Genomic DNA, 13349 nt, shown 5'->3' with positions numbered 1-13349 from the left:
CTCGCCGATCGGCAGGTACGGGCCGATGAACTCCCACTCCACATCAGTCAGTTGCATCCGCGTCACGCAACACGATTTACCGGATCAGACCCCGCTGCGAAGGCCAATCCCACAAATTGATCACAACCGAATACGCGCCCTAGCACCAGGAAGCCGCAGCCCTTGATCGCTTTGCTGTCCTCCGCCCTTAGCTGCTGCCGGGCGCGCTCAGCTGCTTCCCGCCTCTTCCTCTTGTCCTTGGCTTTGCCCTTCTTCCGCTTCGCGCCGACGGTGCTTTCATCTCGCTTCGGAGCGTCGTCGGACGGGTGCGGAACGGAGGTGGGTCCGTGAAGATGCACATCTCCGTAGACGTTGCCGAACTGTCCTGAGACGCCGAAGACATTGCCGCTCATGTCGTTGTCGACGTTCTGACGGTCGAAGTCGTCCCGTGCTGCCTCCATAGTCGCAAAGGTACGCGAAATGCCGCCAACTAATGGGTGGTTGGGGCAAGGTGAGCGCCCGTGAGGGTCGCTGTCAGTCAAGAGTGGATCAGGATCAACTTGAACGCGAGCCGAAGCTGAGAGGGCCCACGCTGCCGGCTTGAATCACTGGGCCGAGCTGGACACCACCGCTGATTGTGTTCTGGACGCTCTTGGCCTGTCCTCCTTCTAAGGTGGGCGTCAAGCCGATGAGCAGGGATCGCAGTTGGTCTGCGGCAGAAGGTTCAGCCAGCAGGATGCGCCTCAGTTGTGTACGCCACATCGCCTCAACGTCTGCGGCAGTCTGTTCGTCACCAGCCGCCACCGCCGTTGTCAGCTCGCTGCGCGAGGCCTCTAGCTCTCCCTCGATCGCTGCATCTTCACCTCGACGATTGCGCGCGAAGAACGCGACGATGTGATCACGCGCCTGCGTCCAGGAGTCTGCCGCCATCTGCTGAACGAACACCGTCGCTCCCGAAGCGGCGAGTCCCATCAACTCTGCTTCCACGAAGCCTCCTTCGCTATGACTGAGGCAGCCACCGTACCCTTGACGCCCGCCGCCCACGGCGTGCATGCGTCATATGGATCGCTGTTTGCGCATGTCCCAGAAGATGCGTCCGCTCCATTGGCGTGCGCTGCTCCACGGGCCGTGGCCAGCATTGTTGGTGTCGGTGCAGTGGAGGGAAGCCGGATAGGGCGGGGCGTGCAGCAGACGTAGAACGATGAGCCGCGGGGTAGGGTGCCCTGCTCTCCGGTGGTGCGCATTCTCCCCAGATTCTCCCCAGGGGGTCGGGAGCCCCCCTCGGTATTATTCGCTTACGCAAAGTCGATCAAGGGGGTCGTGCCCTCGCCGCTACAGCCAGTCCCGCCGCTTGAAGATGAAGTACAGACTCACGCACACCCCCGCCATCAGCAGGATCGCGAACGGGTACCCGAACACCCACGTCAGCTCCGGCATGTGCGTGAAGTTCATCCCGTAGATCGTGCCCACCAGCGTCGGTGCGAACAGGATCGCCGCCCACGACGAGATCTTCTTGATCTCCTCGTTCTGCTCGAAGCCCGCCTCCGCCAGCGCCCGCATTTCGGCGTTCTGTTGCTGGGTGACGAGGGTGGCGTTCACCGCGAGGATGTCCGCCAGGGCCGAGCGGAAGCCGTCGACGCGCTCGCTGGTGTGGGTGACGTGGTCGGCGACGTCGCGGAGGTAGCGCTGGAGTTCGTCGTCGGTGCCGTACTTGGCGAAGCCGGCCATCAGGCCGTGGAGCATGCCGACCAGGGGGCGGGTCGCGCGCTGGAACTCCACCATTTCGCGGGCGAGTTCGTAGATGCGGCGGGAGACGGCGGGGTCGCCGCCGAAGACCTCGGTCTCGATCTCGTCGATGTCGTTCTGCACGCCGGCCACGACCGGGGCGTAGCCGTCGACGACCGCGTCGAGGATCGCGTAGAGCACCGCCTCGGGGCCCAGGGCCAGCAGCTCGGGGGTGGCCTCCATGCGACGGCGGACCGCCGAGAGGTCCGGGGCCGCGCCGTGCCGGACGGTGATCACGAAGTCGGGGCCGACGAAGATGTGCAGCTCGCCGAAGTCGACCTCTTCCGGGGCGTCGAGATAGCGGGCGGCGCGCAGGACGACGAAGAGGGTGTCGCCGTAACGTTCCAGCTTGGGGCGCTGGTGGGCTTCGAGGGCGTCCTCCACCGCGAGCTGGTGCAGATCGAATTCCCCGGCCAGCGAGACCAGCTCGCTCTCCGTCGGCCGGTGCAGTCCGATCCAGGCCATGGCGTCGGGCTGCTCGCGCAGCCGGCGGTAGGTGTCGGCCAGGGAGGTCGGGGTGCTGACGCGGTGGCCGTCGCGGTAGACGGCGGCGTGCACGACGCTGCCCTCGCCGCCCGTCGGGCCCGAGGCGTCCGGTGCCGGACGGTCCGCCGGGGGCGTGGCGCCCGGGCGGGGGGTCGTCGGCCGCAGCCAGGAGTGCTTCTTCGGGCTGGGCCGCTGGCGGCGCGGAGGGTTCTCGGGCATGGGGGCTCCCTCTCGCTTCAGCATTGGACCGCGAACAGGATATACGGATCAAAATAAACGTCTGGGGCAGGTGTGGCCCATGAGTCGATCCGTAACCCCATAGGCATGCGGACCGCTTCTGTCCGCTACCCCCTCTAGCGTGAAGCCATGACGAACGCCGCAGCGCCCGTGCTTTCCGTCCGCGCCCTCAACCGTGCCTTCCTGGAGCGCCAGCTGCTGCTGCGCCGCAGCCCGATGCCCGTGCTCGACGCCGTGGAGCACCTCGTCGGCCTCCAGGCCCAGTCGCCGATGGACCCCTATTACGCGCTCGCGGCCCGCATCGAGGGTTTCCGGCCCGAAGCGCTCTCCGACCTCCTCGCCTCCCGCGAGGCCGTCCGGATCGCGCTGATGCGCTCCACGATCCACCTGGTCAGCACCCGCGACTGCCGCGCGCTGCGGCCGGTGGTCCAGCCCGTGCAGGACCGTGCCCTCCAGGGCTCCTTCGCCAAGCGGCTCGTCGGGGTGGACCTGAACCGGCTGGCCGACCGCGCCCGCGAACTCGTCGCCGACCGCCCGTACACCTTCCACGACCTCGGCCGGGCGCTGGCCGAGGAGTGGCCCGAGCACGAGCCGCAGGCGCTGGCCATGGCGGCGCGGACCGTGCTGCCGCTCGTCCAGGTCACCCCCCGCGCCCTGTGGGGGCGCAGCGGGCAGGCCGCGCACACGACCGTGGAGACCTGGCTCGGCCGGGGCGGCCGGGGGACGGACACCGAGCCCGACCTCGATCGCGTGCTGGAGCGCTACCTCGCGGCGTTCGGGCCCGCCTCGGTCAAGGACATGCAGACGTGGTGCGGGCTGACCCGGCTGCGCGAGGTCGTCGAGCGGCTGCGGCCCCGGCTGCGGACCTTCCGCGACGAGCAGGGCGTGGAGCTGTTCGACGTACCGGACGCCCCGCTGCCCGACGCGGGCACCCCCGCGCCCGTGCGCTTCCTGCCGGAGTTCGACAACCTCCTCCTCTCCCACGCGGACCGCTCCCGCGTCGTGGACCCCGCGCACCTCCGCCGCCTGTGGCGCACCAACCGCGCCTACCGGTCGTTCCTGCTGGACGGATTCGTCGGCGGCCTGTGGCGCCTGGACCGGGCGCGGGAGGACGCGACGCTGGTCATCGAGCCGTTCGGGCGGCTGTCGAAGGCGGACCGGGCCGCCCTGGAGGCCGAGGCCGTGGGCGTCCTCTCGCCGGCGGCACCCGAAGCGCGCCACGAGGTGCGCTTCGGGGACGTCGCCTGAGACACGCACCGGCCTGCTACAGGGGCCCGCTACAGGGGGACTCATTCCCCCACGTCGCGGCTGCGCAGGTCCTCCAGAGTCTCGCGCCGTACGAGCAGCCGCGCCCGCCCACCGGACACCGCCGCCACGGGCGGCCGGCCGACGAGGTTGTACGCGGACGCCATGGACAGGTGGTACGCACCGGACGCCGGAACGGCCAGGACGTCACCGGGGCGGACGTCGCCGGGCAGCGGCACCCCCTCGGCGAGGACGTCCCCCGCCTCGCAGTGCCGTCCCACCACGGTCATGGCCCGGGCCGGCGCGGGCGAGGCGCGGCCCACGAGACGGACCGTGTAGCGCACGCCGTACAGCGCGGGGCGCGGGTTGTCGCTCATGCCGCCGTCCACCGCCACGAACGTGGTGTCGCCCGTGGACTTCACGGCCAGCACCCGGTAGAGCGCCACACCCGCGGGCCCCGCGATCCAGCGGCCCGGCTCCACGGCCAGCCGGGGCACGGGAAGGTCGAAGCGGGCGCACTGCAGCGCCAGTTCCCCGCCGACCCGGTCGGCGTAGGCGCGCGGATCCAGCGCCGGGTCGCCGTCGCGGTAGGCGATGGCGAAGCCACCACCGAGGTCGAGCTCCGGAAACGTCACCCCGTGCCGGTCCCGGATCCGGGCGAGCAGGGGGACGATCCGCTGGACCGCCGTGACGTACGGGCCGAGTTCGGCGATCTGCGAGCCGAGGTGGCAGTGCAGCCCCGTGAGTTCGAGCCGGGGCTGGCCGAGGATCCGCGCCACCGCGTCCTCGGCCTCGCCGCCGGCGATCGGCAGCCCGAACTTCTGGCCCTCCACCCCGGTCCGTACGGCCGAGTGTGCCCCGGCCGCCACCCCGGGGACGACCCGCACCAGCACCCTCTGCCGGGTGCCCGGCGGGATCAGGGCGGCGAGCCTCGCGATCTCGCCCGTGCTGTCGATGACGACGCGGCCCACGCCCAGGCGCAGCGCGGTCCGCAGGTCGTCGGGGCTCTTGGCGTTGCCGTGCAGCACGATGCGCTCGGCGGGGAACCCGGTGTGCGCGGCCAGCTCCAGCTCACCGGCGGAGCAGACGTCCAGGCACAGGTCCTCCTCGCGGATCCAGCGGATCATGGCGCGGGTGAGGAACGCCTTGCCGGCGTAGGCGACGTCGGCGTGCGGGAGCGCGGTGCGCCAGGCGCGGGCCCGGGTGCGCACCTCGTCCTCGTCGAGGACGTAGGAGGGGGTGCCGAAGCGGTCGGCGAGTTCGCCGAGGGCGACCCCGCCGACGGCGAGGTCGCCCGACGGCAGGGTCTGCGTCGACGCGGGCCATACGGGCGCGCGCGTCGGCTCCTCGGGGAGCGGCGGCAGGGATATCGGGGCGAGCGGAAGGGACACGGACGGCCTCCTTCGAGGGAAGTGCGCGGGGAGTACGGGGAGGGGGAGTGCGGGAGGGGAAGGCGGCAGCCGGCGGGCCTGCGACCGGCGTCGTCGCCGGTGGCGGCCGTCAGCCGGGGAAGGTCGGGAGAAGAGCGCCGGCGTCCGGGGGCGTGGGCCGTACGGCGGGGGCCGTCAGCAGCGGGTCGACGGAGACCAGCTCGACGCCGAGGGGCGCCGCCAGGGCGTGTACGGCCGGCAGCGCGAGACGGATGGACGGGTGACCCGCGCCCAGAATGTCGGACAGCCGTCGCCGGGTGGTGAAGGCGACGGCTGTGCGGGTGCCCAGGGGGGTGCGGAAGACGCGCAGCGCGTACCCGCTGGGGCAGAGCCGTACGGGCACGTACAGGGGCGCTGCCTGGTTGCTATGGACTGGTTCGGAAGGCTCTCCGTCGTCGGCCTGCGGGCTGTCGACGGCGGCGACGGCGGCGGCTTCGGCGGGGGTTCGGCTCAGGTGCATGACGATCCTCGTGAGGTGTCGGGAAGTGCGTCGCCCACGCTATGCCCGGCCCACGCCTCACCGAGCGTCTCCTTGACATGCTGTTGACCCCGGTGCGCTGTCCCTTGACGGATTATTGACGCCCGGTGGCCGACAACGATCGCTCTCCCGCGCCCCCGTACGCCATGTCTTCCCGTTGGTGACCGCACCTGTCGGCCTTTCAACTTCCTGTTGCATCGCCGATGGTGCCTTCGAATCGGGTGTCGACCCCGGGCGGGAGCCCGGCCGGGAGCGGCCTCGTTCCTCCCGGATCCCGCGCACGACGAAACCGCCGGGAACCCCGCTTTCCGTAAAGCTCCCTCCCCGAAACGTGTCCGCCCCCGTCCGGGGGTAGTGAGACTCAGGACACCGTCGCACGATGCTCTCGAGGGCACTCCCCAGTGCAGCTGAGGGAGGGCGGGCGACGCCCGGCAACCTGGAGGACTTGTGACGGCAACCAGACCCACCGACGCGACCGCGGAATTCCGGGCGGCCCGCGATTTCCTCCTCGCGCACCGTGCGGACTACCGGGCGGCCTATGACGGATTCCGCTGGCCCCGGCCGGCGGAATTCAACTGGGCCTACGACTGGTTCGACCGGATCGCCGAGGGCAACGACCGGACCGCCCTGTGGATCGTCGAGGAGGACGGCGGCGAGACGCGGCTGACCTTCGACGCCCTGCGGCGCCGCTCCCACCAGGTCGCCAACTGGCTGCGCGAGCAGGGCGTACGGGCCGGTGACCGGATCGTCGTCATGCTCGGCAACCAGGCGGAACTGTGGGAGACCGCGCTCGCCGCGATGCGGCTGCGGGCCGTCGTCATCCCCGCCACCCCGCTGCTGGGCCCCGCGGACCTCGCCGACCGCATCGAGCGCGGCCGGGCCCGGCACGTGATCGTCCGGGCCGAGGACACCGGGAAGTTCGACGCCGTCCCCGGCGACTACACCCGGATCGCGGTCGGCATCCGGCCCGGCGCCGTTGACGCCCGGCCCGGCACCGCCGACGCCCCGCCGTCCCCGGAAGCGCCGCGCACGCGCGAAGGCACCGGCTGGCTCGCCTACGAGGACGCCACCCGCGCCGCCGACAGCTGCGCACCGGACGGACCCACCCGGGCCGACGAAACCCTCCTGCTGTATTTCACCTCCGGCACCACCGCTCGCCCCAAGCTCGTCGAGCACACCCATGTGTCGTATCCCATCGGCCATTTGTCGACCATGTACTGGATCGGGCTCCGGCCCGGTGATGTTCACCTCAATATCTCCTCGCCGGGCTGGGCCAAGCACGCCTGGTCCAATCTCTTCGCCCCCTGGAACGCCGAAGCCACCGTCTTCGTCTTCAACTACAGCCGCTTCGACGCCGCCCGTCTCATGGCCGAGATGGACCGCTGCGGCGTCACGAGCTTCTGCGCCCCGCCCACCGTGTGGCGGATGCTCATCCAGGCCGACCTGGGCGTGCTGCGCACCCCGCCGCGCGAGGTCGTCGCCGCGGGGGAGCCCCTCAACCCCGAGGTCATCGAGACCGTCCGGCGTGCCTGGGGCGTCGACATCCGTGACGGGTTCGGCCAGACCGAGACCTCCGTGCAGATCGCCAACCCGCCCGGGCAGCTCCTGAAGACCGGTTCCATGGGCCGGCCCAGCCCCGGCTTCACCGTCGTCCTCCTCGACCCCGTCACCGGCGAGAGGGCCGACGAGGGTGAGATCGCCCTCGACCTGACGGACCCCGACCGGCTGCCGGTGGGCCTGATGACGGGCTACGCGGGCGACCCGGAGCGCACCGCCGAGGCCATGGCGGGTGGCTACTACCGCACGGGGGACATCGGCGCGCGCGACGCCGACGGCTATGTGACCTATGTCGGCCGGCAGGACGACGTTTTCAAATCCAGTGATTACAAGGTCTCGCCATTCGAGCTGGAGAGCGCGCTCCTCGAACACGAGGCCGTGGCCGAGGCGGCCGTCGTCCCCGCCCCCGACCCGCTGCGGCTGGCCGTGCCCAAGGCGTACGTCGTCCTCGCCGAGGGCTGGCAGCCGGGAGCGGAGACGGCGAAGGCCCTCTTCGCCCACTCACGGGCCACCCTCGCGCCCTACAAGCGCGTCCGCCGGCTGGAGTTCGCCGAGCTCCCCAAGACCGTGTCCGGCAAGATCCGCCGCATCGTCCTGCGCGAGCACACTGCGCAGGGCGGCGGCACCGAGTACCGAGAGGAAGACCACCGGTGAGCACACCCTCCTACGCGGCGGGCCCGACCGGGAGCCCGCTGCTCGACGACACCATCGGCGCCGACCTGGCCCGTACGGTCGCACGCTTCGGCGACCGCGAGGCGCTCGTCGACGTCCCCGGCGGACGCCGCTGGACCTACACCGAGTTCGGGCGGGCCGTCGAGGAGGTGGCGCTCGGGCTGCTCGCCAAGGGCGTGGCGAAGGGCGACCGGGTCGGGATCTGGGCCGTCAACTGCCCCGAGTGGGTGCTGGTCCAGTACGCCACCGCCCGCATCGGCGCGATCATGGTCAACGTCAATCCGTCCTACCGCGTGCACGAACTGGCTTACGTACTGCGGCAGTCGGGGGTCAGCGTCCTCGTCTCCTCCATCGAGCACAAGACCAGCGACTACCGGCGGATGGTCGAGCAGGTGCGGGCCACCTGCCCGGCGCTGCGCGACGTCGTCTACATCGCCGACGCGACCTGGAACGGGCTGATCAGGCTGGGGCAGGGCGTCCCGCGCGAGCGGCTCACCGAGCGCGAGTCACGGCTCGGCTGCGACGACCCGGTCAACATCCAGTACACCTCCGGTACCACCGGCTTCGCGAAGGGAGCCACCCTCTCCCACCGCAACATCCTCAACAACGGCTACTTCGTGGGGGAGACGCTCGGCTACACCGAGAACGACCGGGTCGCGCTGCCCGTGCCCTTCTACCACTGCTTCGGCATGGTGATGGGCAATCTCGCCGCCACCAGCCACGGCGCGTGCGTCGTCATCCCGGCTCCCACCTTCGACCCCGTCGCCACCCTGCACGCCGTCGAGCGCGAGCGCTGTACGTCGCTCTACGGCGTCCCGACCATGTTCATCGCCGAGCTGAACCTCCCCGATTTCGCCACCTACGACCTCTCCTCGCTGCGCACCGGCATCATGGCCGGCTCGCCGTGCCCCGCCGAGGTGATGAAGCGGGTCGTCACCGAGATGCACATGGCCGAGGTCGCCATCTGCTACGGCATGACCGAGACCTCCCCGGTCTCCACCCAGACCCGGCGCGACGACGACCTCGGCCGCCGCACCGGGACGGTCGGCCGGGTGCTGCCGCACATCGAGGTGAAGGTCGTCGACCCGGACACCGGGGCCACCGCCGCCCGCGGTGAGCCGGGCGAGCTGTGCACCCGCGGCTATTCGGTGATGCTCGGCTACTGGAACGATCCGGAGCGCACCGCCGAGGTCGTCGACGAGGACCGCTGGATGCACACCGGCGACCTCGCGGTCATGGACGAGGACGGCTACGTACGGATTGTCGGCCGCATCAAGGACATGATCATCAGGGGTGGGGAGAACGTCTACCCGCGCGAGATCGAGGAGTTCCTCTACTCCCACCCCAAGATCGCCGATGTCCAGGTCATCGGGGTGCCCGACGAGAAGTACGGCGAGGAGATCATGGCCTGTGTCATTCTGCGCGACCCCGCCGACACCCTCGGCCGCGACGAGCTCGCCCGCTTCTGCCGGGGGCGGCTCGCCCACTTCAAGATCCCGCGCCATCTGCGGATCGTCGAATCGTTCCCCATGACCGTCAGCGGCAAGGTCCGCAAGGTGGAGCTGCGTGAGCAGGCCGCCGCGGAGCCGGTGCCGGGGAGCGCGGCGCGGGCGTGAGCCAGCGGCCGGCCGGGGCGCACGGGTAAGCGGGGAGGGCCGTCTTCCGGCCCGCCCCGCACCCCCCGTGAACGGGCCCGCGATCCCCCGTGTGTCTCTCGCGGGCCCAGAAGAAGTCTCCGCCTGATGTGACCAACTCGCCATGCCTTGAGGAGAGTTCAGAGGAAGACTTGAGCTTCGGGCGGCGGCTCGTGGGATACCGGGCTCAGTCGGCGCCGCGCCGGACGAGCTCGTCCGCGGCGTCGTTGAGCGCCCGCGGGGCGCCCGTGAGGTCCACGACGAACAGCGGAAGCCGCAGGTCGTCGGCGCGGGAGCGGGCGCCCTGGGCGTAACCCGCGAGGGAGAAGCAGACACCGGTCGCGGAGTCGAGGAGGGCGTGCAGCCACAGACACTCGATGTCGCGCAGCGTCGTGGGCAGCGTGGTCGGATCGACCCGCGCGACGGCTCCGGTGGCTCGCAGGTCGACACCGGTGGCGCTGGGGGCCGCGCCGCTCCCGGTACGGCGCACGTCCGCGAAGCCGAGCCAGCGCAGATACCGCTCGGCCGCCGCGACCGCGTCGCGCTCGGTACGGATCGCCAGCGGCCGGAACGCGGGCCGCCTCGGCGCCATGGGTTCGGGGGCGTCGTCGGCCGTCGCGAGGGGGCCGCGTACCGACTGCACGGGCAGCCGCACGACCGTGCCGCAGGAGCAGCCGAACTCGGGCCGGGGCCATTGGTCCTGGCGGTCGCAGGCCGGGCAGCGCACCGCGACCCAGGAGTCGCGCCAGGTGCGCTGCGCCAATAACTCAGGTGTCACGCCCGGCAGTACGGGCAGGGTCAGCGGCGCTCCGCACGCGCAGGGAAAGGTCGGCGGGGTGAAGGAGTGCTCCCGGCGGCACGTCGGGCAGTGCACCGGCACGCTCTTGGCCATCTTCGGCTCCAGCAACGGGGTCCGTAGGGGTTGGGGTACGGGCCCATCGTCCACGATGAGGGCGCGGCCGGGGAGCGATTCGCGAAGGGTGCGTCCGCCGGGCGCCCTCCGGAGGCTTCCGTGCGCCGGGGCGTGCGCGGTCCGCGGCCCGCGCGGCGGCGCGGAGGCGGCGCATTCACGGCGGGGGAGGGTGAGGCGGGGGCAGGCGGAGGGAGATCCGGACGGCGGTGGCGCCTGGGCGCGACAGGACAGTTGTCGGCGCCACCGCCGCCCGGGGACTGGAGGGGTGCGGGCCCGGCGTCACCCCTGGGGGACGGGCTCGAACTCCTTGACGGCGTCGATGTCCGGGCCGTGCGGGGTGTTCGCCTCCCGCTCGATCAGGATTTCGACCAGCACCGGCCGCGAGGTCGACACGGCCTCCTTACGGGCCCATTCGATGGCCGGGCGGATGTCCGCGGGGTCCACCACCCGGCGACCCGAACAGCCGTACGCCTCCATGAGTTTGACGTTGTCCGTGCCGGTCTCGTCGTAGTGGATGTCGACCTGGTAGTTCATGTCATAGCCGATCGAGGCCTGCCGGATGAGGCCCAGGTACTCGTTGTTCAGCATGATCAGCACATAGGGCACGTCGTACTGTGCGGCGACCGCCAGCTCCTCGACCATGTACTGGAAGCCGTAGTCACCGACGATGCCGACGACTTCGGTGTCGCCCCGGCCCATGCCCTCCAGTGCCTTCTTCACCCCGATCGCGGCCGGGACCTCCCAGCCGAGCGGACCGGCCTGACCGCACACCTGGTAATGACGAGGCAGATGGGCCTTCTGATGCTGGCCACCCCAGATCTGGTAGAGACCGATGGCGGTGACGAAGTACGTGTCCTCGCCGAAGGCCGCGTTGATCTCCCGGTAGACCCTCGGTGCCTTGACCGGGACCGTGTCGAAGTCCTCGCGCCGGACCAGGGTCCGCTTGAGCTCCCGGCAGCGCTCGACCCACGCGCCGACGTCGGCCCGCACCCCACGGGCCCTGGCGGCCTCCAGCAGGGCCGCGAGGAAGAGCCGTGCGTCCGAGACGATGCCGAGGTCGGGCTCGATGACCTTGCCGAGCTGGGTGGGCTCGATGTCGACGTGCACGAACGTCCGATCGCCCTTGTACGTCGCGAGGTCGGCCCCCGTGTGGCGGTCGCCGAAGCGGGCGCCGACGGCGAGCACGAAGTCCGACTCCAGGAAGGAGGCGTTGGCGTAGCGCTGCGAGGTCTGGATGCCGGTGGTGCCGAGGTTCAGCTCGTGGTCGTCCTCGATGACGCCCTTGCCCATGAGCGTGACCTGGAAGGGCACCCGCAGATGCTCCACCAGCGCGCGCAGCTCGGCCGACGCGTCGGCGAGGATCACCCCGCCGCCGGCGAGGACCAACGGCCGCTCGGCGGCGAGCAGCAGATCGAGGGCGGCCTCGACGCGGGGCGCGTGCGGCACGACGGCGGGCACCGGCAACCGGGTGTCGAGGGCGGGGTCGTAGAGGATCTCGCGACGGGCGATGTCGACGGGGATGTCGATCAGGACCGGCCCCGGGCGGCCCCCGCGGGCGATCCGGAACGCCTCCCGGAAGGCCCACGGGATCTGCGCGGCCTCCTTGATCTGCACGGCCCACTTGGTGACGGGCCGTGCGATCTCCACGATGTCGACCGCCTGGAACGCCTCCTGGTGCAGCTTGGTGGAGACCGCCTGGCCGGTGACGCAGAGCATCGGGACCGAGTCGGCGAGCGCGGTGTACAGGCCGGTGACGAGGTTGGTGCCGCCGGGGCCCGAGGTGGCGAGGGCCACGCCGACGCGGCCGTTGGTGCGGGCCCAGCCGTCGGCCATGTGGGTCGCGCCCTCCTCGTGCCGGACGGTGAGGTGCTCGATGCCGCCGACCACCTCCATCGCCTTGTACAGCGGCAGGATCGCGGCGCCGGGGCAGCCGAAGGCGATGTCGACGCCCTCGTCCTTCATGATGTGCACCGCCGCCTCCATGGCCGGGATCCGCGCGGCGCTCACGACGAGGTCCCCGACAGCCGCTCGACGCCGCGCAGCAGCGCCGAGTGGTCGAGCCCGCCGTCCCCCTGCGCGCGGGCCGCGCCGATCAGAGTGGCGACCACTCCGCCGACCGGCAGGGCGGCGCCGACGCCGCGCGCCGCGTCGGTGACGATGCCCATGTCCTTGTGGTGCAGATCGATCCGGAAGCCCGGCGCGAAGTCGCGGCGCAGGAAGTTGTGCTTCTTGCGGGTCAGTACGGTCGACCCGGCGAGGCCGCCGTTCAGCACCTCCAGCGCGGCGGCGAGGTCGACCCCCGACTTCTCCAGGAAGACCACGGCCTCGGCGCAGGCCTGGATGTTGACCGCGACGATCAGTTGGTTGGCCGCCTTGACGGTTTGTCCGGCGCCGTGCGGGCCGCAGTGCACGACGGTGGTGCCGAGGGCGTCGAGGACGGGCCGGGCGGCGTCGACGTCGGCCCGGTCGCCACCGACCATGATCGACAGGACACCCTCGACGGCCCCCGCCTCACCGCCGGAGACCGGGGCGTCCAGGACCCGCAGGCCCCGGCCGGCCGCGGCGGCGGCCTCGGCCAGCTCCACGGAGGTCCGCGGGGTGATGGACGACATGTCGATCAGCAGCGCCCCGTCCCGGGCGTGGGCGAGGACGCCGTCCTCGCCGTAGGCGACGGCCTCGACCTGGGGGGAGGCGGGCACCATGGTGATGACGACGTCGGCATCCCGGACGGCCTCGGCGACGGAGGCGGCGGCGGTGCCGCCCGCCGCGGCGAGCCGGTCGAGCTTGTCCTGTTCGAGGGTGAAGCCGGTGACGCGGTAGCCGGCCTTGATGAGGTTCTCGGACATGGGCGAGCCCATGATGCCGAGGCCTATCCAGGCGACGGCGGGAAGTGGAGTGGTGTTCATGGCGTCCTCCCAGTGAGGGGCGGTGAG

11 protein-coding genes are annotated in these 13349 nt (G+C 71.3%); 3 read left to right on the top strand and 8 right to left on the bottom strand.

Translation table 11 applies throughout. The features are described 5' to 3' along the window. Window positions 1-62: 62 nt before the first annotated feature. From ACZ53N_RS29925 to ACZ53N_RS29915, 3 genes are all read right to left on the bottom strand, one after another. Window positions 63-440, bottom strand: a complete 378-nt coding sequence (locus ACZ53N_RS29925) for a hypothetical protein (protein WP_469143930.1) — start codon at window positions 438-440, stop codon at window positions 63-65. A gap of 94 nt (window positions 441-534) precedes the next feature. Continuing rightward, window positions 535-966, bottom strand: coding sequence for a hypothetical protein (locus ACZ53N_RS29920; RefSeq protein ID WP_469143929.1), 432 nt, complete (start codon window positions 964-966; stop codon window positions 535-537). Window positions 967-1311: 345 nt separating this feature from the next. Beyond that, window positions 1312-2469 (bottom strand): magnesium and cobalt transport protein CorA, encoded by a 1158-nt coding sequence (locus tag ACZ53N_RS29915; RefSeq protein WP_469143928.1) that lies wholly within the window; start codon window positions 2467-2469, stop codon window positions 1312-1314. A gap of 147 nt (window positions 2470-2616) precedes the next feature. On the opposite strand from ACZ53N_RS29915, the gene ACZ53N_RS29910 reads away from it, so the two are divergent. After that, window positions 2617-3735 (top strand): winged helix DNA-binding domain-containing protein, encoded by a 1119-nt coding sequence (locus ACZ53N_RS29910; RefSeq protein ID WP_469143927.1) that lies wholly within the window; start codon window positions 2617-2619, stop codon window positions 3733-3735. Between the two features lie 41 nt (window positions 3736-3776). Here ACZ53N_RS29910 and lysA read toward each other — a convergent pair whose 3' ends face one another. Then, complete coding sequence (gene lysA, locus ACZ53N_RS29905; RefSeq protein WP_469143926.1) at window positions 3777-5123, bottom strand: diaminopimelate decarboxylase; 1347 nt, start codon at window positions 5121-5123, stop codon at window positions 3777-3779. 109 nt (window positions 5124-5232) lie between these two features. Beyond that, entirely contained in the window at window positions 5233-5622 is a 390-nt protein-coding gene (locus ACZ53N_RS29900; protein ID WP_469143925.1) for an SAV_915 family protein, read from the bottom strand. Window positions 5623-6087: 465 nt separating this feature from the next. Here ACZ53N_RS29900 and ACZ53N_RS29895 point away from each other — a divergent pair, with 465 nt between their 5' ends. After that, complete coding sequence (locus tag ACZ53N_RS29895; RefSeq protein ID WP_469143924.1) at window positions 6088-7851, top strand: AMP-binding protein; 1764 nt, start codon at window positions 6088-6090, stop codon at window positions 7849-7851. Beyond that, window positions 7848-9485 carry an AMP-binding protein gene (locus tag ACZ53N_RS29890; RefSeq protein ID WP_469143923.1) on the top strand — a complete coding sequence of 546 codons (1638 nt, stop codon included), beginning with the start codon at window positions 7848-7850 and terminating at the stop codon, window positions 9483-9485. The genes ACZ53N_RS29895 and ACZ53N_RS29890 overlap by 4 nt, the downstream gene beginning before the upstream one ends. Window positions 9486-9690: 205 nt before the next feature. Here the strand turns inward: ACZ53N_RS29890 and ACZ53N_RS29885 are convergent, their stop codons facing one another. The 3 genes from ACZ53N_RS29885 to ACZ53N_RS29875 all read right to left on the bottom strand — a co-directional run bounded on the left by ACZ53N_RS29885 (window position 9691) and on the right by ACZ53N_RS29875 (window position 13322). Then, a complete protein-coding gene (locus tag ACZ53N_RS29885) occupies window positions 9691-10395 on the bottom strand; it encodes a hypothetical protein (RefSeq protein ID WP_469143922.1) in 705 nt (234 codons plus the stop codon). Between the two features lie 300 nt (window positions 10396-10695). Then, on the bottom strand, window positions 10696-12423 hold the full coding sequence (gcl, locus tag ACZ53N_RS29880) for a glyoxylate carboligase (RefSeq protein ID WP_469143921.1): 1728 nt from the start codon (window positions 12421-12423) through the stop codon (window positions 10696-10698). Continuing rightward, window positions 12420-13322: a 2-hydroxy-3-oxopropionate reductase gene (locus tag ACZ53N_RS29875; protein WP_469143920.1), complete on the bottom strand. Its 903-nt coding sequence runs from the start codon at window positions 13320-13322 to the stop codon at window positions 12420-12422. The genes gcl and ACZ53N_RS29875 overlap by 4 nt, the downstream gene beginning before the upstream one ends. Window positions 13323-13349: the final 27 nt, after the last annotated feature.

It is taken from the genome of Streptomyces sp. NPDC033229 (assembly GCF_055576875.1).
Note: the sequence above shows the minus strand (reverse complement) of the source record. Positions and strands in the feature narration are given on the sequence as shown.